Raw genomic sequence first — 19,636 nt, 5'->3', positions numbered from 1 at the left:
TTTTAGGCCGAATACATTTGTATTCGGTTTTTTTGTTGAAAATGATTTTAAAGTGAATTGTTTAAGCGTAAAATGTTGATAAAGTAGAATTAGAAAGGGGTCATGACGTATGGCTTATATTTCATTAAACTATCATTCACCAACAATTGGTATGCATCAAAATTTGACAGTCATTTTACCGGAAGATCAAAGCTTCTTTAATAACGATACAACTGCTAAACCATTAAAAACTTTAATGTTGTTACATGGATTATCAAGTGATGAAACGACATATATGAGATATACAAGCATAGAAAGGTATGCGAATGAACACAAATTAGCTGTGATTATGCCCAATGTGGATCATAGCGCATATGCTAACATGGCATATGGTCATAGCTATTATGATTATATTTTGGAAGTATATGATTATGTTCATCAAATATTTCCACTTTCCAAAAAGCGTGATGACAATTTTATTGCAGGTCACTCTATGGGAGGATATGGCACAATTAAATTTGCATTAACACAAGGGGATAAATTTGCCAAAGCTGTACCATTATCTGCTGTATTTGAAGCGCAAAATTTAATGGATCTAGAGTGGAATGATTTTTCAAAAGAAGCCATAATTGGCAATCTTTCAAGTGTTAAAGGAACTGAACATGATCCGTATTACTTGCTAGACAAAGCTGTAGCTGAAGATAAACAAATTCCAAAATTGCTCATTATGTGTGGGAAACAAGACTTTTTATATCAAGACAACTTAGATTTTATCGATTATTTATCACGCAAAAATGTTCCTTATCAATTTGAAGATGGACCAGGAGATCATGATTATGCATATTGGGACCAAGCGATTAAGCGTGCTATAACATGGATGGTGAATGATTAATTATTTCCTGGAAAATATGTGACTGCATTAAATACACAGAGTGAGTGATACAAACTATTTACGCACGACTAACATTTCTGAGTGTTTAAATTAAATTTGTATTAATATGATTGGCGCAATTTGCTGATACACAAAAATGTTTCTCGTGAAACTTAGATTTAGCTTATAGTTTTATCATCATTTGTATGACTTACATTATAAATTTTATTATAATGAGGTTAACGCTTTGAAAGGAGTCATCATCATGTCGACCAATAAAAACGATTATGAGCATATGTTGTTTTATTTTGCATATAAAACGTTTATTACTACCGCTGATGAAATTATAGAGAAGTATGGTATGAGTCGTCAGCATCATCGTTTTTTGTTTTTTATCAATAAATTACCTGGTATTACTATTAAATCATTACTAGAAATATTAGAAATTTCTAAACAAGGATCACATGCAACACTTCAAAAATTAAAAGAGCAAGGTCTCATTATTGAAAAAATTTTAGAGACTGATCGACGTGTCAAAAAATTATATTCGACGGATAAAGGCAATCAACTCATTGCTGAATTGAACAAGGCGCAAGATGAATTATTGCAAAATATATATCAACAAGTCGGTTCGGATTGGTATGATGTGATGGAAGCATTGGCTAAAGGGCGACCTGGCTTTGATTTTATTAAGCATTTGAAAGATGAAAAAGAAAGCTAGCATCAGAAATGTTAAAAATCTTCGCATTCTTAAATTTAAAAAATATGTCAAAAAGTGTATAATAAAAACATATAATTTAATTGAACTCAGTTTCAACACATCTTAGAAAGGAGTTTGAATGATGAAAAAATTAGCAGTTATTTTAACATTAGTTGGCGGTTTATACTTCGCATTTAAAAAATACCAAGAACGTGTTAACCAAGCACCTAACATTGAGTACTAAATTAAACCATAAAAAATTCCCGAACACCTTGTTGTAGTGCTCGGGAATTTTTTTATGCTTTACTTGAATATATCAAATATTATTTTTGCGCTTTCTGTATTTTCGATATTACCACTAAATGATTCTGATCTAGGTCCATAAGCGTAGGTATTAACATCCTCGCCTGTATGTCCATCGGAAGTCCACCCTGTATAAGATTTATCATTTACTGGCTTCTGAATTGCGTGTTGTAAGGCTTTTGTTTGTTTTTCTACTTCTGCGGATTTTTCGTCTTTTTCTTTTTTAAGTAGTCTTTTTAGCTTTTTATTCTCTTTTTTAACCTTTTTCATATCATCTTGTGAAAATTCAAAGCCATAACCTTCATTAATAACTTTTTCAGGGTCTTCACCTTTAGCCATTTTTTCTGTCATATATGATCCAGAGTGTTTCATCGATTTAATCGGTTGAGGATTCCATTCGTATCCTTTATCTTTACCAATTGTTAGACCACCAGTAGAGTGATCTGCTGTTGCAACGACAAGTGTATCTTTATGCTTCTTAGCATATTGAATGGCGTCATCGAATGCTTTTTCAAAACCTTCCATTTCAGACATAACGCCTGTAATATCGTTGGAATGCGCTGATTTATCTATAGAAGCACCTTCGACCATTAAAAAGAAACCTTTTTTATTACGCTCAAGCTTATTAAGTGCACTTTGTTGCATATCAGCTAATGATGGTTCGTCTTTAGAAGCATCTATTGCAAGTGGCATATTTTTATCTGCAAACAAACCAAGAACTTTATCTTTATCAGATTTTGATAACTCCTTACTGTTCGTGGCAAGATCATAACCATCTTTTTTGAATTTTTTATCTAAATTGCCATTACTTTTACCGAAATATTTAGCGCCACCGCCTAATAAAACATCAACTTTATGCTTTCCGTTGATTTTATCTTTATAAAATTGTTTAGCGATTTCGTTTTTATCATCTCTAGAAGTCACGTGTGCAGCATATGCTGCTGGTGTTGCATCTGTTAATTCAGCTGTTGAAACAAGACCAGTCGACTTACCTTTTTCTTTTGCACGTTCAAGCACCGTCTTTACTTTCTGCTTGTTACTGTCAACACCGATGGCACCATTATATGTCTTATGACCAGAACTAAAGGCTGTTCCGCCAGCTGCAGAATCAGTAATATTCTGTTTTGGGTCATTTGAATATGTACGATTTGTGCCTTTTAAATATGAATCAAAAGCAGTAGGGGTCATTTCTTTAGCATGCGGATCATTTTTATAATAACGATAAGCTGTGTTAAATGATGGACCCATGCCATCGCCAACTAAAAAGATAACATTTTTTGGATTTTTAGTATTACCAACCGCGAAACTTTCATCTTTAGAACTTTTATCGGATTGCGCAATTGCAGGTGTGACAGAACTGAAAACTGTTGACACGATAATAAGGTTAGCAACTGCAAATTTTGTGGCTTTTTTAACTGATAACATAAGACATCCTCCTGAGTATATGACTATGTCTTCAGTGTAAAAGAGGAATTTTGAGCAATTATGTAGTTTTAGTTAAAAATATGTAAACAGAGTGATTTAGAATAACAAAAAATGAATATATATGACAATTTGTTATAGAAAGCGTTAGAATAGAAGCGTGTGAAAATATAGAATTAAATATAATTTGAGGTGGAAAAATGATACTAGTAATGTTATCTCCATTATTAATCATATTCTTTATAGTGTTGTCTATTTTAGAAGAGCGTAAACGTACGAAGAAAAAGCAACTCGAGAAAGAAAAAGCAAATACACTAAATCAAAATACAAATGATACGGAAAGTTCAAATCAAGAGCCGTCATTGCAGCAGGCTAAAGAACAAAAAGATGACAAAGGATAATTCAATTGAAGGAAGAAGATTATAGATGAAAATATTAATTGTTGAAGATGATTTTGTTATAGCAGAAAGTTTAGCATCTGAACTTAAAAAATGGAATTACGGTGTTATTGTCGTTGAACAATTTGATGATATACTGTCTATCTTTAACCAACATCAACCTCAGCTTGTATTGCTAGATATTAATTTGCCAACGTTAAATGGTTTTCATTGGTGTCAAGAAATCCGAAAAACATCTAATGTGCCAATTATATTTATTAGTTCCCGTATTGATAATATGGACCAAATTATGGCAATACAAATGGGGGGAGATGATTTTATCGAAAAACCATTTAATTTGTCATTAACGATTGCCAAAATTCAAGCATTATTGAGACGAACTTATGACTTGTCAGTAGCTAATGATTCGATGACGGTTAAAGGTTGTACATTAATATTAGATGAAGCAAAAGTCGTGTATCAAGAACAAAGCATACAGCTATCTTTGACTGAATTACAAATATTAAAGTTATTATTTCAAAATGAAGATAAATATGTAAGTAGAACTGCTTTAATTGAAAAATGTTGGGAATCAGAAAACTTCATAGATGATAACACATTAGCTGTTAACATGACGCGCCTGCGTAAAAAATTAAATACTATTGGCGTTAATGATTTTATCATTACAAAGAAAAATGTCGGATATAAAGTATAGGGTGAATGCAATGACCTTTCTTAAAAGTATTACTCAGGAAATAGCAATAGTCATAGTTATTTTTGCTTTATTTGGCTTAATGTTTTACCTGTATCATTTGCCATTAGAAGCATATTTACTAGCACTTGGCGTTATTTTATTATTATTACTCATATTCATAGGTATTAAATATTTAAGTTTTGTAAAAACTATAAGCCAACAACAACAAATTGAAAACTTAGAAAATGCGTTGTATCAGCTTAAAAATGAACAAATTGAATATAAAAATGATGTAGAGAGCTACTTTTTAACATGGGTACATCAAATGAAAACACCCATTACTGCAGCACAACTGTTACTTGAAAGAGATGAGCCTAATGTTGTGAATCGTGTTCGTCAAGAGGTTATTCAAATTGATAACTATACAAGTTTAGCACTTAGTTATTTAAAGTTATTAAATGAAACTTCTGATATTTCTGTCACTAAAATTTCGATTAACAATATCATTCGCCCAATTATTATGAAATATTCAATACAGTTTATTGATCAAAAAACAAAAATCCATTATGAACCTTGTCATCACGAAGTATTAACTGACGTTAGATGGACCTCTTTAATGATAGAACAATTAATAAATAATGCACTTAAGTATGCGAGAGGTAAAGATATATGGATTGAATTTGATGAGCAATCCAATCAATTATACGTAAAAGATAATGGTGTTGGTATTAGTGAAGCGGACTTGCCTAAAATATTTGATAAGGGCTATTCAGGTTATAATGGCCAGCGCCAAAGTAACTCAAGTGGGATTGGTTTATTTATCGTAAAACAAATTTCAACTCACACAAACCATCCTGTTTCAGTCGTATCTAAACAAAATGAGGGTACAACATTTACGATTCAATTTCCAGATGAATAAAAACTTTCAATATTGTAAGCATACTAGTAACATTTTTTCACTAATTTAAATGTTATTAGTATTTTTTTGTTTTAATATAGAACTAACAAAGAAATGAGGTGCATGCCATGTTGCTAGAAGTGAAACATGTAAAAAAGGTTTATGGTAAAGGTTTGAATGCTACGACAGCACTTAATCAAATGAATTTATCAGTTGGAGCTGGTGAATTTGTTGCAATTATGGGTGAGTCTGGGTCAGGGAAGTCTACACTACTAAATTTAATTGCTTCTTTTGATGGACTAACTGAAGGTGACATTATTGTGGATGGCACACATTTAAATAATATGAAAAATAAAAGTAAAGCATTGTATCGTCAACAAATGGTAGGTTTTGTTTTTCAAGATTTTAATCTTTTACCAACAATGACGAATAAAGAAAATATAATGATGCCATTAATTTTAGCTGGTGCTAAACGAAAAGATATAGAACAAAGGGTACATCAGTTGACAGTACAATTACATTTAGAGGGATTTTTAAACAAATATCCTTCTGAAATCTCAGGGGGTCAGAAGCAACGCATTGCCATTGCACGTGCATTAGTTACTAAACCGACGATTTTACTAGCCGATGAACCTACAGGTGCACTTGATTCAAAAACATCAAAGGCATTGATGATGTTATTTCAAGAGATTCATCAATTGGAACAGACAATTTTAATGGTAACTCATTCAAATATCGATGCGTCTTATGCAGAGCGTGTCATTTTTATTAAAGATGGGCGTCTATATCATGAAATATATCGTGGTGAAGAAAGTCAATTAGCTTTTCAACAACGAATAACAGACAGCTTAGCACTTGTGAATGGAGGAAGTGTCAATATATGAAGTTAAGATTGTTATGGCACATAATGCGACGTCAATTTATCACGCAGCGACTTGTAATCATTCCATTCATTTTAGCGGTAAGTGTACTATTCATGATTGAATATACGCTTGTGTCAATTGGGTTAAATAGCTACATAAAACAGAAGAATGACTTCCTAGTACCATTTATTATCATAGCTAATTTTTTTATGGCGCTTTTAACTTTTATTTTTATTTTCTATGCAAATCACTTTATGATGTCACAAAGACGAAAAGAGTTTAGCATTTTTATGACATTGGGTATGACCAAGAAAAGTATGCGTTTAATTGTAGTGATGGAAACTATCTTACAATTTATAATAATTTCAGTCGTTAGTATTGCCGGCGGATACTTACTTGGTGCGATATTTTTCTTGTTTATACAGAAAATAATGGGCATTGAAGTTGCAACGTTAAGGTATTATCCATTTGACTCTGTAGCGATGTTTATTACTTTGATTATCATTGCTGTATTAATGGGCATGCTACTTATATTCAACTTGTTCAGTATTAATTTTCAACGACCGATAACTTATCAACATCGTTCCGATTCCAGTGTCATATCACGATGGTTGCGTTACGTTTTAATTGTTATAGGAAGCGCAGCACTATATTTAGGCTACTTTATTGCATTACAACAAGATACGACGTTTGGTGCCTTTTTTAAAATATGGATTGTCATAGGATTAGTTATTATCGGTACTTATGCATTTTTTGTAGGTATAAGTGAAATAATTATTAGTATATTGCAGCAGGCATCAAAAGTTTACTATCATCCACGGTATTTTTTTGTGGTAGTTGGGATGCGTGTACGTCTTAAAATGAATGCAGTCAGTCTTGCAACAATCACTTTGCTGTGTACATTTTTGATTGTAACGCTCACAATGACATTAACAACCTATCGCGATATGAATCATACCATTATGAAATTGATTACGAATGATTATGATTTGTCGTTTAACGACAATTCTAAGTCACACATAGAACGTCAACAAACGATTGAGAATATTAAACGTGATATACAGGGTTCGGTTAATGCAAAAGACTTCAAAGTATATGAAACGACATTATTTAGAGCTTCTTTAGAAAAGAATCGTGCTTATTACAAGTTAAAACAGGCTAGTGATGATATTCCAATAGACTTCATTGGTAATGAAGGCTCGATATTTTCTAAGCAATCAGTAATGATCACAGCACTTACTGTGCAAGATTATAATCGATATCACCAAAACAAATTACACTTAGACAATCAAAGTATAGGTATGATTACGAATGTACCTATTTTTAAAAAGCAGTCTAAGGTCGGTCTTAATAATGAAGTCTTTAAAGTGAAACAACTTGACGCACATGCGTTAAATTTGATGATGATTCAAGATAGTATGGTTTTAATTGTTAAAGATAACAATCAATTACAAAAAGTAAAAGGATTTTATGCACATGAACAAAAGAAGTCGACAATATCGATAAACTTTAATGTATCTGGAAAGACGAAATTAACAACATCACAAATACAAAAGCTATCGAAAAAAATACGATGCGTCAATAAATTCTAAATCAGAAATGCTAATGATTTGGGATCGTCTGACAGGTGGACTAATATTTGTAGGTGGCGTAGTATCAATTGTACTTGTCATTGGAATATTTCTAATGATGTACTATAAACAAGTTTCAGAAGCCTATGCAAATCAGCACAATTATGACATTATGAAAAAACTTGGTTTAGATAATGGAAGAATAGCAAAGATAACACGAAATCAAATGACTTTCTTGTTCGGAATACCAATAACAGTAGCACTGATTCATACATTAATTTCTAGTAACATTGTATATACGTTACTAAATATGATAGGTATTAATAACCATCATATATTTTTAACAAGTTACGTACTAACTGTCATTATAATTTCGTTTCTATATATGGCGATGTACAAAATAACTTCCTATATTTATGCTAAAGTTATTCATCAACAACGTAATTAACCATGTTTCAGTGAAATCACAATCAATCATGTATTTTCACTGAAATATATTATATTAAAAAGAAACCTAAAAACATTACAAATAACAATAACAAATTTTAACCGATAAGATAAAATGTCTTGTCGGTTTTTAATATAACAAGTGATATTTTGGAAATATCAAAAATATATAGCTTGTTTATATAAAATGATTTAAAATGTTTTATAACAACATATTTTATGCAACACATAAAATGGGTAACTAACATCACGAAATCATTGTATTTGTTGTTACACTGATGAAGCGATGTCACAAAGAAATGTCGTTATCAAACGAAGCCCGAAATACATACTGATACTCGAATTAATGTAACGATAAATAACAATGATAACGATTGATTACTACGCAAAAATATATGTAAATTGACGATTTAAATGCAATTCGTATATTTTGCCAATGATTTACACATTAAAATGTTTGAAAATTGTAACAATTCAGTCTAATTTAAAAGGAAGTTAAAGTAAATTAATTACAAAATTCAAAAATCATGCATCGTGTCATTTAGATATTGAAAAAGATGAGTCAAATTTGTTTCATATATTTTCCAATAACAAATGATTATATCTAAATATACAATCAGAAATATATGAATAGAAATATCAATATGAAAAATAATATGATTAAAAATGATGATTGGCATACTTATAAAGTGTCTAAATATTGGTGGTCAATATTACTTACAAACACGAATGTTAAGTAATGAAGACAATGCTGAAAAAACAATAAGTGGAAACTCTATATAGAATGTTCGTTTTTATTTTTAATAATTGAATAATCATTATTGATGATTTAATATGTATTCGGTCGCACACGATACAAAGTGACTTGTTTTAATGATATGCAATAATATGACGTTTATCGTCGCGTGTAACTATGTATGAGTGTGTCAGTTTAATTTTAAAAGGGTTATAAGGATATTTAATAAGATAAAGGAGGGCTTAATAAACAATCACATGTGAAGTTTTTAAGGATTATATGAGTTGGGCAGCTCTTTAATCCATAGTTATAACGAATTTTAAATTGTTAGATTTAACGTATGGTATCAGTATGTATGAGTTTAACTTAAGTATTAATCTATAGTTTAAAGAGCGGTCTAATTGTCTTTTTAAAAATAGAAAATAAGGATGATTATAATGAGGGGTTATAACGAAAGATATTGTAGCTGGACTAATACAGCTATACAATGTGATTATTTTAATAAAGTAAGACAGGTGAAAAAAGACGGTAAATCGGATAGGTTGAGCAACAACATAAACTCGAACATTATTTATCGTGTGCTCGAAAAATGTATCACGCTATATAATGTGTGTTCGCGGTATAAACGCGCACTTATTTTATCAGAACATTCTAAAAAGAACATATTCAATATAAAAAAGGCTGTGTAGGGGTGTCTTATGAATAATAGAAATGTGTATGATATCGAAGTAAGTGATTATAAAGGCTTAACTTATAAATTAGAAGCATTTAGAGGTAAAGTGATTTTAGTTGTTAATACTGCAACAGAATGTATATATAGCGAACAATTGAAAAAACTAGAGACTTTGTTTCAAAAATATAAGGATCGTGGGTTTGTAGTGTTGAGTTTTCCGAATAATAATTTTGACAATCGACAACCAGGTTCTAATGAAGAAATCTTGAAAATTAGTCGTGAGAAATTTGGTGTTACATTTCCAGTGCTAGCTAAAATATCTGTGAACGGGAACGATGAACATCCGTTATTTACGCATTTAAAGAATGAACAACCAGGAATCTTTGGGTCCCCAATAAAATGGAATTTCACAAAATTTATAATCGATCGACAAGGCAATGTTGTAAATCGATTCTTGCCAATGGAAGATCCATTGGATATATCGACAAATATAGAAATATTATTGCAAGAATCTTCATCTTAAATTTAAAATTGAGCGCTTAGTATGCAAATAACACAAGAGCCTCTTAATGATGTACTAATAGTATGTCATTAGGAGGCATTTTATATTTAGAAAATCAGTAATTTGACCTATTTTACTGAAAGGCTGATTTGGTACATAATAAATAGTAAATAAATAAAAAATAACAACGATGCATTACTGTATGCATTAATAACTGACACGACATAATCAAAGTTTTGTCTGAATTACTGATAATGTCATTCAAGCAACATGAAGGTTGTAAATATTTGTAAGTATAACTATCAGACACAACTCAAGTTTGTTTTAATTTATACCATACATATTAAAAAATTGACTGAACTATCGATAAAAAATGAGTCAATCATCTATTTCAAGTTTATTGAGGTGAAAATATTTGAAATTAAATACATCTAATAGTCCATTTACAGAAAAACAAGTCACAGAGATTAACAATCTGCTGCAAACATTAACAGAGAGCCAACAACAGTGGCTTAGTGGTTTTTTACTAGCTAATAGTAACGATACGACAAGTGATAGTAATCAACAACAATTAGAGACAGAAGTGTGGCAACAATCACAAATATCAGAAGAACAAGCAACTTCAACAACGTATATGTTACAAAATAAAGAGCCACATATCGAAGCTAATCAGCGGCATGTCACAGTGCTATATGGTTCTGAATCAGGTAATGCCATGCGTTTAGCTGAAATTTTTTCAGAACGTTTAAGTGATATCGGACATCAAGTTGTTTTGATGTCAATGGATGAATATGATACGACAAACATCGCACAGTTAGAAGATTTATTTATTATTACGTCTACTCATGGTGAAGGAGAACCGCCTGATAATGCATGGGATTTCTTTGAATTTTTAGAAGACGATAACGCACCTAATTTAAATCATGTGAGATATTCAGTACTAGCTTTAGGTGATCAAACATATGAATTTTTCTGTCAAGCAGGTAAAGATGTAGATGCTTTACTAGAAAATCTAGGCGCTGAGCGTATATGTAAGCGTGTAGATTGTGATATTGATTATGAAGAAGACGCAGAAAAGTGGATGGCAGACATCATTAATATTATTGATACCACATCAGAAGGTATTCAAAGTGAATCGGTGATAAGTGAATCAATTAAGTCTGCCAAAGAAAAGAAATATTCCAAATCGAATCCATACCAAGCAGAAGTATTAGCGAATATCAATTTAAATGGTACCGATTCAAATAAAGAAACACGACATATAGAATTTTTACTTGATGATTTTAGTGAATCATATGAACCAGGAGATTGTATAGTAGCATTACCGCAAAACGACCCTGAATTGGTTGAAAAACTAATATCCATGTTAGGTTGGGATCCACAATCTCCGGTGCCAATTAATGATCATGGTGATACAGTTCCTATTGTTGAAGCACTAACATCACATTTTGAATTTACTAAATTAACATTGCCATTATTGAAAAATGCAGATATCTATTTTGACAATGAAGAATTATCTGAACGTATTCAAGATGAGTCATGGGCGCGTGAATATGTTATAAATCGGGACTTTATAGATTTAATAACAGATTTTCCAACTATAGAATTACAGCCTGAGAATATGTATCAAATCCTTAGAAAATTACCACCAAGAGAGTATTCGATTTCTAGTAGTTTTATGGCAACGCCAGATGAAGTGCATATTACCGTTGGTACGGTTCGTTATCAAGCACATGGACGTGAGAGAAAAGGTGTATGCTCGGTTCATTTTGCTGAGCGTATTAAACCAGGCGATATAGTACCAATTTATTTGAAGAAAAATCCGAACTTCAAATTTCCGATGAAGCAAGATATACCGGTTATTATGATTGGACCAGGTACTGGAATTGCTCCTTTTAGAGCATATTTACAAGAACGTGAAGAACTTGGTATGACTGGAAAAACATGGTTGTTCTTTGGTGATCAACACCGTAGTTCTGACTTTTTATATGAAGAAGAAATAGAAGAATGGCTTGAAAATGGAAACTTAACACGCGTAGATTTAGCATTTTCAAGAGACCAAGAACATAAAGAATATGTACAGCATCGTATAATGGAAGAAAGTGAACGTTTCAATGAATGGATTGAGCAAGGCGCAGCAATCTATATTTGTGGCGATGAAAAATGTATGGCGAAAGATGTCCATCAAGCCATTAAAGATGTATTGGTAAAAGAACGTCATATTTCTCAAGAAGAAGCAGAGTTATTATTGCGACAAATGAAACAACAACAACGCTATCAACGTGATGTTTATTAGCGATTGGTGTTAAATATTTTAAGGTGTAATGATGTAAAATTATATAAAGGATGTTGCTCAACATGAATATGCCATTAATGATAGATTTAACAAATAAAAATGTCATCATAGTTGGTGGAGGCGTCGTTGCAAGTCGTCGGGCACAAACATTAAGTCAATATATTGAACATATAATGGTTATCAGTCCTGAAATCACTGAAAAACTTCAAAATATGGTAGATAAAGGTGTCGTCATATGGAAAGAAAAAGAATTTGAACCAAGCGATATTGTAGACGCGTATCTAGTCATTGCAGCAACCAATGAGCCACGTGTCAATGAAGCGGTAAAACAAGCCTTACCTGAGCATGCCCTTTTTAATAATGTTGGAGATGCATCAAATGGCAATGTTGTATTTCCAAGTGCACTACACCGCGACAAGCTAACTATCAGTGTATCAACTGATGGTGCGAGTCCTAAGTTGACAAAATCAATTATGGCAGAGCTTGAGGCGTTATATCCACCATCATACAGTTCGTATATCGACTTTTTATATACTTGCCGACAGAAAATAAAAGTACTTGATATGAATCACAGCGAAAAGCAGCAATTGTTATCACAAATAGTGACGAAAGAATTTTTAAACGATACTAAACAAGCTCAATTTTTGGCATGGTTAGATAAAAAATAATAACTGTGTGCCGTCTAAAGGCAGTCTTGAAGTAATAACATGTCTGTTTGTAAATGAAGATGGGATGCACACTAATAATTTCTAAGCGAAGATGATAAACATATGTAAGATGATTTCTAACATAGAGAAATAGACGATTTGAAAAATCTTAATAAATATATAGGTTATTAGAAAAACTGGTTGAAGTTGCTATGAATAATAGCTAATTTTAGCCAGTTTTTTTGTGTAATAGAACCGAGAATTCAACCATTGCTATTAAAAATGATACTTATGAAAAGATTCAAATTAGTCAATTGGATTCAAATAGTCATTAGAGACACTGCATAAAAATTAGATATCCGAATTAACTATTACGCAAAAAAGATTTTTTTGATAAAATGAGATAACTTAAATATAAAAAATTATATTAATTATAATATTTAAGTTAAAGAGGGGGATTATGTGAATTTTATATTTAATGGAGGGAGAAAATAATATGAGTAGTGATAATTTATGGTTAACAGTAATGGGGCTCATTATTATTATTTCAATTGTAGGTTTACTCATTGCCAAAAAAATAAATCCTGTTGTAGGTATGACAATCATACCTTGCTTAGGGGCAATGATTTTAGGATATAGTGTGACAGATTTGGTTGGATTTTTTGCTAAAGGGTTAGATCAAGTCATCAACGTTGTTATTATGTTTATCTTTGCCATTATTTTCTTTGGCATCATGAACGATAGTGGTTTATTCAAGCCGCTTGTCAAACGCTTAATATTAATGACACGAGGCAATGTCGTTATTGTCTGTGCAATGACAGCTTTAATTGGCACAATAGCCCAATTAGATGGTGCCGGTGCGGTAACATTTTTGCTTTCTATTCCTGCATTATTACCTTTATATAAAGCGTTAAATATGAATAAATATTTATTGATTTTACTATTAGCATTAAGTGCTGCGATTATGAACATGGTACCTTGGGGAGGTCCAATGGCACGTGTAGCTGCAGTGTTAAAAGCCAAAAGTGTCAATGAATTATGGTATGGATTAATTCCTATTCAAATAATAGGATTCATTCTTGTTATGTTGTTTGCGGTATATCTTGGATTTAAAGAACAAAAACGTATCAAAAAAGCAATTGCTAGCAATGAATTACCTCAAACACAAGATATAGATGTACATAAATTAGTTGAAGTATATGAACGAGATCAAGATGTAAGGTTTCCTGTAAAAGGACGTGCACGAACAAAACCATGGATAAAATGGGTGAATACAGCTTTAACTTTAGCTGTTATTCTAGCGATGTTAATAAATATTGCGCCACCTGAATTTGCATTCATGATAGGTGTCTCGTTGGCGCTTGTTATTAATTTTAAATCAGTGGATGAACAAATGGAGCGATTAAGAGCGCATGCGCCGAATGCATTAATGATGGCTGCAGTGATTATTGCAGCAGGTATGTTTTTAGGTGTACTAAATGAAACCGGTATGCTTAAAGCGATTGCGACGAATTTAATCAAAGTGATTCCTGCAGAAGTAGGACCATACTTGCATATTATTGTAGGTTTACTTGGCGTACCATTAGATTTACTAACTAGCACAGACGCTTATTATTTTGCTGTGTTACCGATCGTCGAACAAACAGCAGGGCAATTTGGTGTACCGTCTGTATCAACAGCTTATTCAATGGTCATAGGGAATATTATAGGTACATTTGTCAGCCCATTTTCACCAGCCTTATGGTTGGCAATTGGTTTAGCAGAGGCAAATATGGGCACGTATATTAAGTATGCATTCTTTTGGATTTGGGGATTCGCCATCGTTATGTTAGTAATTGCAATGTTGATGGGTATTGTGACGATTTAAGTATGAAAAAAATAGAAACTATGGTCCCGTTACAAAATGAAATAATAGTTGCATAAACATGTCGAAATGACGGACGAATCTTTAAACAATTTTAAAAATTAATGAAATAATTGTGTGGAAATATGAATTTCACTAAATGTTAATAACTTTGTGACGTTTTAGTTAACAGACTAATAAAAATTTGAAAATACTATATATAGTGGTATAACGTAATGGGTAGACACAATATATAGGAAGAAGGGGTAAAATGAATCAAATCGAAGAAGCATTAACGGGTTTGATTTCTAAAGATCCTGCTATTGTTAACGAAAATGCCAACAAAGATAGTGATACATTTTCAACAATGAGAGATTTAACAGCAGGTATCGTTTCTAAATCTTACGCATTAAATCATTTATTACCAAAGCACGTTGCAGATGCACATCAAAGAGGGGACATACATTTTCACGACTTAGATTATCATCCATTCCAACCGTTAACAAACTGTTGTTTAATAGATGCTAAAAATATGCTACATAATGGATTTGAAATAGGCAACGCGAATGTAACTTCACCAAAATCAATACAAACTGCATCAGCGCAGCTTGTACAAATTATAGCCAATGTTTCTAGCAGTCAATATGGTGGCTGTACGGTTGACCGCGTTGACGAATTACTTAGTACATATGCACGACATAATGAAGAACAACATAGAAATATCGCAAAGCAATTTGTCAAAGAATCTGAAATTGATCGTTATGTTGATCAACAAGTCACTAAAGACATCAATGATGCGATTGAAAGTTTAGAATATGAAATTAATACCTTATATACATCTAATGGACAGACACCTTTTGTAACATTAGGATTCGGCTTAGGCACAGATCATTTAAGTCGCAAAATTCAACAAGCTATCTTAAATACTCGTATCAAAGGCTTAGGAAAAGACCGCACGACAGCGATTTTCCCAAAACTTGTATTTTCAATAAAAAAAGGAACCAACTTTAGTCCGCAAGATCCGAACTATGACATTAAACAACTAGCATTAAAGTGTTCAACGAAACGTATGTATCCAGATATTTTAAATTATGACAAACTCGTAGAAATATTAGGTGATTTCAAAGCACCAATGGGTTGTCGTTCATTTTTACCAAGTTGGAAAGATGCGGAAGGTCATTTTGAAAATAATGGTCGTTGTAATCTTGGTGTTGTTACACTTAATTTACCTAGAATGGCATTAGAATCTGCCGGTAATATGACGAAATTCTGGGAAATCTTTTATGAACGTATCGATGTGTTACATGATGCATTACTTTATCGTATAAATCGTTTGAAAGATGCTGTACCGAATAACGCACCAATTTTATATAAAAGTGGCGCTTTTAACTATAAATTAAAAGAAACAGATGATGTTGCTGAGTTATTTAAAAACAAACGTGCAACGATTTCAATGGGCTATATTGGGTTATACGAAACAGCTACTGTTTTCTATGGTCCAGACTGGGAAACATCTCAAGAAGCAAAAGCATTTACGCTTGAAATTCTTAAAGAAATGAAACGTTATCAAATGAAATGGACAGAATTATATGACATTTGGTTCAGTATTTACAGTACGCCGAGTGAATCGCTAACGGATCGTTTTTGTCGTTTAGACCAAGAGAGATTTGGAGATATTAAAGACATTACAGATAAAGGATATTATCAAAACTCTTTCCATTATGATGTACGTAAAGATGTTACACCTTTTGAAAAGTTAGATTTTGAAAAAGATTATCCTTATTATGCGAGTGGTGGTTTCATTCACTATTGTGAGTATCCGAAATTGCAACACAATTTGAAAGCACTAGAAGCGGTATGGGACTACTCTTATGACAAAGTTGGTTACTTAGGTACAAATATTCCGATTGATCATTGTTATGAATGTGATTACGATGGAGATTTTGAAGCAACTGAAAAAGGATTTAAATGCCCGAACTGTGGCAATGATAATCCTAAAACAGTTGATGTCGTTAAACGAACATGTGGTTACTTAGGCAATCCAGTTCAACGTCCAGTAATTAAAGGCCGTCATAAAGAAATTTGCGCACGAGTAAAACATATGAAAGCGCCTAAAGAATGACACTTTTAGACATTAAACAAGGACAAGGTTATATTGCTAAAATAGAATCAAATAGCTTTGTTGACGGTGAAGGAGTAAGATGCAGTGTTTATGTATCTGGATGTCCATTTAATTGTGTTGGATGTTACAACAAAGCCTCACAAAAGTTCAGATATGGCGAGAAATACACTGATGAAATATTAGCAGAAATATTAGATGATTGCGATCATGATTATATATCTGGGCTAAGTCTATTAGGTGGCGAACCATTTTGTAATTTGGATATTACATTAAATCTTGTCAAAGCATTTCGAGCACGTTTTGGAAATACAAAGACAATTTGGGTATGGACTGGATTTTTATATGAATATTTAGCAAATGATTGTACAGAACGTCGAGAGTTATTATCATACATTGACGTTTTAGTAGATGGGCTATTTATACAACACTTATTCAAACCTGATTTACCATATAAAGGTTCTTTAAATCAACGAATTATAGATGTACAACAATCACTCTCGCATGCGCGTATGATTGAATATATTGTTAGTTGAAAATGTATTAGAAGTCAAGGTAACATCCGTTGCCTTGGCTTCTTTTTATGTTAGGTACATAATTGAAAGTTAATAAAAGCAATTCTTTAGAAAAATATATTGATAGAATATGACCTAACAATCATTTTGATACTAATACTAAAAGTTGCATATCCGTTTTTTAAAAAAGTTGAAAGTGAAAAGTGGGACTTTAGTGGGAAGGAAGTCTAACTTTTTGGTAGCGTTTTACAATAAATAAATATTCGTTAAAAACGTATAAATATTCTTAAATGCCGTCCTAGTAAAATTTGTTAAATTCGTTAAATCATAACTTAACACAGCTGTTTTAGCGCTATTAAAGTTTTGTTTATTACGAGAAAAATTATATAAATATTCAATAATTGCCAAGTTTCAAATTGTATGAAATTTGCATTATTATTAAATATTAGTTATTGTCAATTTTGTGAATCAATATAATTATTACATTTTGAGATAAATCGAAACAGGATTCATAAAATTAATAATTAGGGGGAGCACAATTGAAAAAAGAGAAAGTTATGGACTGGACGACCTTTATAGGGACAGTAGCTGTACTTCTTTTTGCAGTTATACCTATGATGGCTTTTCCAAAAGCAAGTGAAGATATCATCACTGGTATTAATAGTGCCATTTCTGATTCAATTGGTTCGATATATTTATTTATGGGGCTGGCGATTTTTTGCTTTGTAATGTATATCGCATTTGGTAAATATGGTAATGTCACACTTGGTAAAGCAAGTGATAAACCAGAATTTAATACATTTACATGGGCGGCAATGCTGTTTTGTGCAGGCATAGGCTCTGATATTTTATACTGGGGCGTTATTGAATGGGCTTTTTACTATCAAGTTCCACCAAATGGCGCGAAAAGTATGAGTGATGAAGCACTCCAATATGCGACGCAATATGGTATGTTCCACTGGGGACCAATTGCTTGGGCTATTTACGTTTTACCAGCATTACCAATTGGTTATTTAGTGTTTGTTAAAAAACAACCGGTATATAAAATTAGTCAAGCTTGTCGTCCGATTTTAAAAGGTCAAACAGATAAATTTGTAGGTAAAGTTGTAGATATCTTATTTATCTTTGGATTGCTAGGTGGTGCGGCAACATCACTAGCGTTAGGTGTGCCATTAATTTCTGCAGGCATAGAAAGATTAACTGGTTTAGATGGTAAAAATATGATATTACGTTCGGCCATTTTATTAACAATCACGGTTATATTTGCCATTAGTTCGTATACAGGATTGAAAAAAGGTATTCAAAAGTTAAGTGATATCAACGTTTGGCTATCATTTGTACTTTTAGCCTTTATATTTATTATTGGACCGACTGTTTTTATTATGGAAACGACAGTGACAGGGTTCGGAAATATGTTGAGAGATTTTTTCCATATGGCAACATGGTTAGAACCGTTCGGTGGTATTAAAGGTCGAAAAGAAACGAATTTCCCACAAGACTGGACAATATTCTACTGGTCATGGTGGTTAGTATATGCGCCATTTATCGGTTTATTTATCGCTAGAATTTCAAAAGGTCGACGCCTTAAAGAAGTTGTGCTAGGAACAATTATTTATGGAACGCTTGGATGTGTATTATTCTTTGGTATTTTTGGTAACTATGCTGTATATTTACAAATTTCTGGACAGTTTAATGTAACACAATATTTAAATACACATGGTACAGAGGCAACCATTATTGAAGTGGTGCATCATTTACCATTCCCATCATTGATGATTGTACTATTCTTAGTATCTGCTTTCTTATTCTTAGCAACAACATTTGATTCGGGTTCATATATTTTAGCGGCAGCATCTCAGAAAAAAGTGGTAGGCGAACCATTACGTGCCAATCGTTTATTCTGGGCATTTGCATTGTGCTTATTGCCATTTTCATTGATGCTAGTTGGTGGCGAACGTGCATTAGAAGTATTGAAAACTGCTTCAATACTGGCAAGTGTGCCATTAATTGTTATTTTTATTTTCATGATGATATCATTTTTAATCATTTTAGGACGCGATAGAATTAAACTTGAAACGCGTGCTGAAAAATTAAAAGAAGTTGAACGTCGTTCATTGCGAATCGTTCAAGTATCAGAAGAAGAACAAGACGATAATTTATAATTCAATAAATGATGCATA

Annotated in this window: 20 protein-coding genes and 1 pseudogene; 18 read left to right on the top strand and 3 right to left on the bottom strand. The window is 32.2% G+C overall.

Annotation, left to right across the window (positions count from 1 at the left end):
* The first annotated feature begins 109 nt into the window (after positions 1–109).
* From ACXQH5_RS07805 to ACXQH5_RS07795, 3 genes are all read left to right on the top strand, one after another.
* Positions 110–871: an alpha/beta hydrolase gene (locus ACXQH5_RS07805; RefSeq protein ID WP_000323448.1), complete on the top strand. Its 762-nt coding sequence runs from the start codon at positions 110–112 to the stop codon at positions 869–871.
* Positions 872–1,115: 244 nt separating this feature from the next.
* A complete protein-coding gene (locus ACXQH5_RS07800; protein WP_000106183.1) occupies positions 1,116–1,571 on the top strand; it encodes a MarR family winged helix-turn-helix transcriptional regulator in 456 nt (151 codons plus the stop codon).
* 121 nt (positions 1,572–1,692) lie between these two features.
* The gene (locus tag ACXQH5_RS07795; RefSeq protein ID WP_000731972.1) at positions 1,693–1,794 is read left to right on the top strand and encodes an SE2200 family small protein; all 102 of its coding nucleotides are present in this window, start codon (positions 1,693–1,695) and stop codon (positions 1,792–1,794) included.
* 59 nt (positions 1,795–1,853) lie between these two features.
* Here ACXQH5_RS07795 and ACXQH5_RS07790 read toward each other — a convergent pair whose 3' ends face one another.
* The gene (locus ACXQH5_RS07790) at positions 1,854–3,278 is read right to left on the bottom strand and encodes an alkaline phosphatase (RefSeq protein ID WP_000953738.1); all 1,425 of its coding nucleotides are present in this window, start codon (positions 3,276–3,278) and stop codon (positions 1,854–1,856) included.
* Positions 3,279–3,475: 197 nt separating this feature from the next.
* Between ACXQH5_RS07790 and ACXQH5_RS07785 the strand changes: the two genes are divergently transcribed.
* The 8 genes and pseudogenes from ACXQH5_RS07785 to ACXQH5_RS07750 all read left to right on the top strand — a co-directional run bounded on the left by ACXQH5_RS07785 (position 3,476) and on the right by ACXQH5_RS07750 (position 10,057).
* On the top strand, positions 3,476–3,676 hold the full coding sequence (locus ACXQH5_RS07785) for a hypothetical protein (RefSeq protein WP_000604725.1): 201 nt from the start codon (positions 3,476–3,478) through the stop codon (positions 3,674–3,676).
* Between the two features lie 25 nt (positions 3,677–3,701).
* A complete protein-coding gene (nsaR, locus tag ACXQH5_RS07780; RefSeq protein ID WP_000697884.1) occupies positions 3,702–4,367 on the top strand; it encodes a nisin susceptibility-associated two-component system response regulator NsaR in 666 nt (221 codons plus the stop codon).
* 10 nt (positions 4,368–4,377) lie between these two features.
* Positions 4,378–5,265, top strand: a complete 888-nt coding sequence (nsaS, locus tag ACXQH5_RS07775) for a nisin susceptibility-associated two-component system sensor histidine kinase NsaS (RefSeq protein WP_000143422.1) — start codon at positions 4,378–4,380, stop codon at positions 5,263–5,265.
* 107 nt (positions 5,266–5,372) lie between these two features.
* A complete protein-coding gene (locus tag ACXQH5_RS07770) occupies positions 5,373–6,128 on the top strand; it encodes an ABC transporter ATP-binding protein (protein ID WP_000923775.1) in 756 nt (251 codons plus the stop codon).
* Positions 6,125–8,126, top strand: a pseudogene (locus tag ACXQH5_RS07765) (FtsX-like permease family protein). Before ACXQH5_RS07770 ends, ACXQH5_RS07765 begins: the two are co-directional and overlap by 4 nt.
* 668 nt (positions 8,127–8,794) lie before the next feature.
* Entirely contained in the window at positions 8,795–8,908 is a 114-nt protein-coding gene (locus ACXQH5_RS07760) for a hypothetical protein (RefSeq protein ID WP_078065157.1), read from the top strand.
* A gap of 381 nt (positions 8,909–9,289) precedes the next feature.
* On the top strand, positions 9,290–9,550 hold the full coding sequence (locus ACXQH5_RS07755; protein ID WP_011382405.1) for a hypothetical protein: 261 nt from the start codon (positions 9,290–9,292) through the stop codon (positions 9,548–9,550).
* 9 nt (positions 9,551–9,559) lie between these two features.
* Entirely contained in the window at positions 9,560–10,057 is a 498-nt protein-coding gene (locus ACXQH5_RS07750) for a glutathione peroxidase (protein WP_001065268.1), read from the top strand.
* Between the two features lie 107 nt (positions 10,058–10,164).
* Here ACXQH5_RS07750 and ACXQH5_RS07745 read toward each other — a convergent pair whose 3' ends face one another.
* Positions 10,165–10,257: a hypothetical protein gene (locus ACXQH5_RS07745; RefSeq protein WP_010956583.1), complete on the bottom strand. Its 93-nt coding sequence runs from the start codon at positions 10,255–10,257 to the stop codon at positions 10,165–10,167.
* A 194-nt stretch (positions 10,258–10,451) separates the two neighbouring features.
* Between ACXQH5_RS07745 and ACXQH5_RS07740 the strand changes: the two genes are divergently transcribed.
* The 6 genes from ACXQH5_RS07740 to ACXQH5_RS07715 all read left to right on the top strand — a co-directional run bounded on the left by ACXQH5_RS07740 (position 10,452) and on the right by ACXQH5_RS07715 (position 17,687).
* Positions 10,452–12,332, top strand: a complete 1,881-nt coding sequence (locus ACXQH5_RS07740) for an assimilatory sulfite reductase (NADPH) flavoprotein subunit (protein WP_000775146.1) — start codon at positions 10,452–10,454, stop codon at positions 12,330–12,332.
* A gap of 62 nt (positions 12,333–12,394) precedes the next feature.
* Complete coding sequence (locus ACXQH5_RS07735) at positions 12,395–13,000, top strand: NAD(P)-binding protein (protein ID WP_001057044.1); 606 nt, start codon at positions 12,395–12,397, stop codon at positions 12,998–13,000.
* Positions 13,001–13,475: 475 nt separating this feature from the next.
* The gene (locus ACXQH5_RS07730; protein WP_000093368.1) at positions 13,476–14,846 is read left to right on the top strand and encodes a CitMHS family transporter; all 1,371 of its coding nucleotides are present in this window, start codon (positions 13,476–13,478) and stop codon (positions 14,844–14,846) included.
* A 247-nt stretch (positions 14,847–15,093) separates the two neighbouring features.
* A complete protein-coding gene (gene nrdD / locus ACXQH5_RS07725) occupies positions 15,094–16,944 on the top strand; it encodes an anaerobic ribonucleoside-triphosphate reductase (protein ID WP_001071714.1) in 1,851 nt (616 codons plus the stop codon).
* Complete coding sequence (gene nrdG / locus ACXQH5_RS07720) at positions 16,941–17,477, top strand: anaerobic ribonucleoside-triphosphate reductase activating protein (RefSeq protein ID WP_000173331.1); 537 nt, start codon at positions 16,941–16,943, stop codon at positions 17,475–17,477. The genes nrdD and nrdG overlap by 4 nt, the downstream gene beginning before the upstream one ends.
* A gap of 99 nt (positions 17,478–17,576) precedes the next feature.
* Positions 17,577–17,687 (top strand): hypothetical protein, encoded by a 111-nt coding sequence (locus ACXQH5_RS07715; RefSeq protein WP_031874613.1) that lies wholly within the window; start codon positions 17,577–17,579, stop codon positions 17,685–17,687.
* A 15-nt stretch (positions 17,688–17,702) separates the two neighbouring features.
* Here ACXQH5_RS07715 and ACXQH5_RS07710 read toward each other — a convergent pair whose 3' ends face one another.
* Positions 17,703–17,864 carry a hypothetical protein gene (locus tag ACXQH5_RS07710; protein ID WP_001791976.1) on the bottom strand — a complete coding sequence of 54 codons (162 nt, stop codon included), beginning with the start codon at positions 17,862–17,864 and terminating at the stop codon, positions 17,703–17,705.
* Between the two features lie 131 nt (positions 17,865–17,995).
* Here ACXQH5_RS07710 and ACXQH5_RS07705 point away from each other — a divergent pair, with 131 nt between their 5' ends.
* Positions 17,996–19,618, top strand: coding sequence for a BCCT family transporter (locus tag ACXQH5_RS07705; RefSeq protein ID WP_000711870.1), 1,623 nt, complete (start codon positions 17,996–17,998; stop codon positions 19,616–19,618).
* The last annotated feature ends 18 nt before the right edge of the window (positions 19,619–19,636 follow it).

The sequence above is a fragment of the Staphylococcus sp. SA22 genome, assembly GCF_054165785.1.
This window is presented reverse-complemented; position numbering and strand designations above follow the sequence as displayed.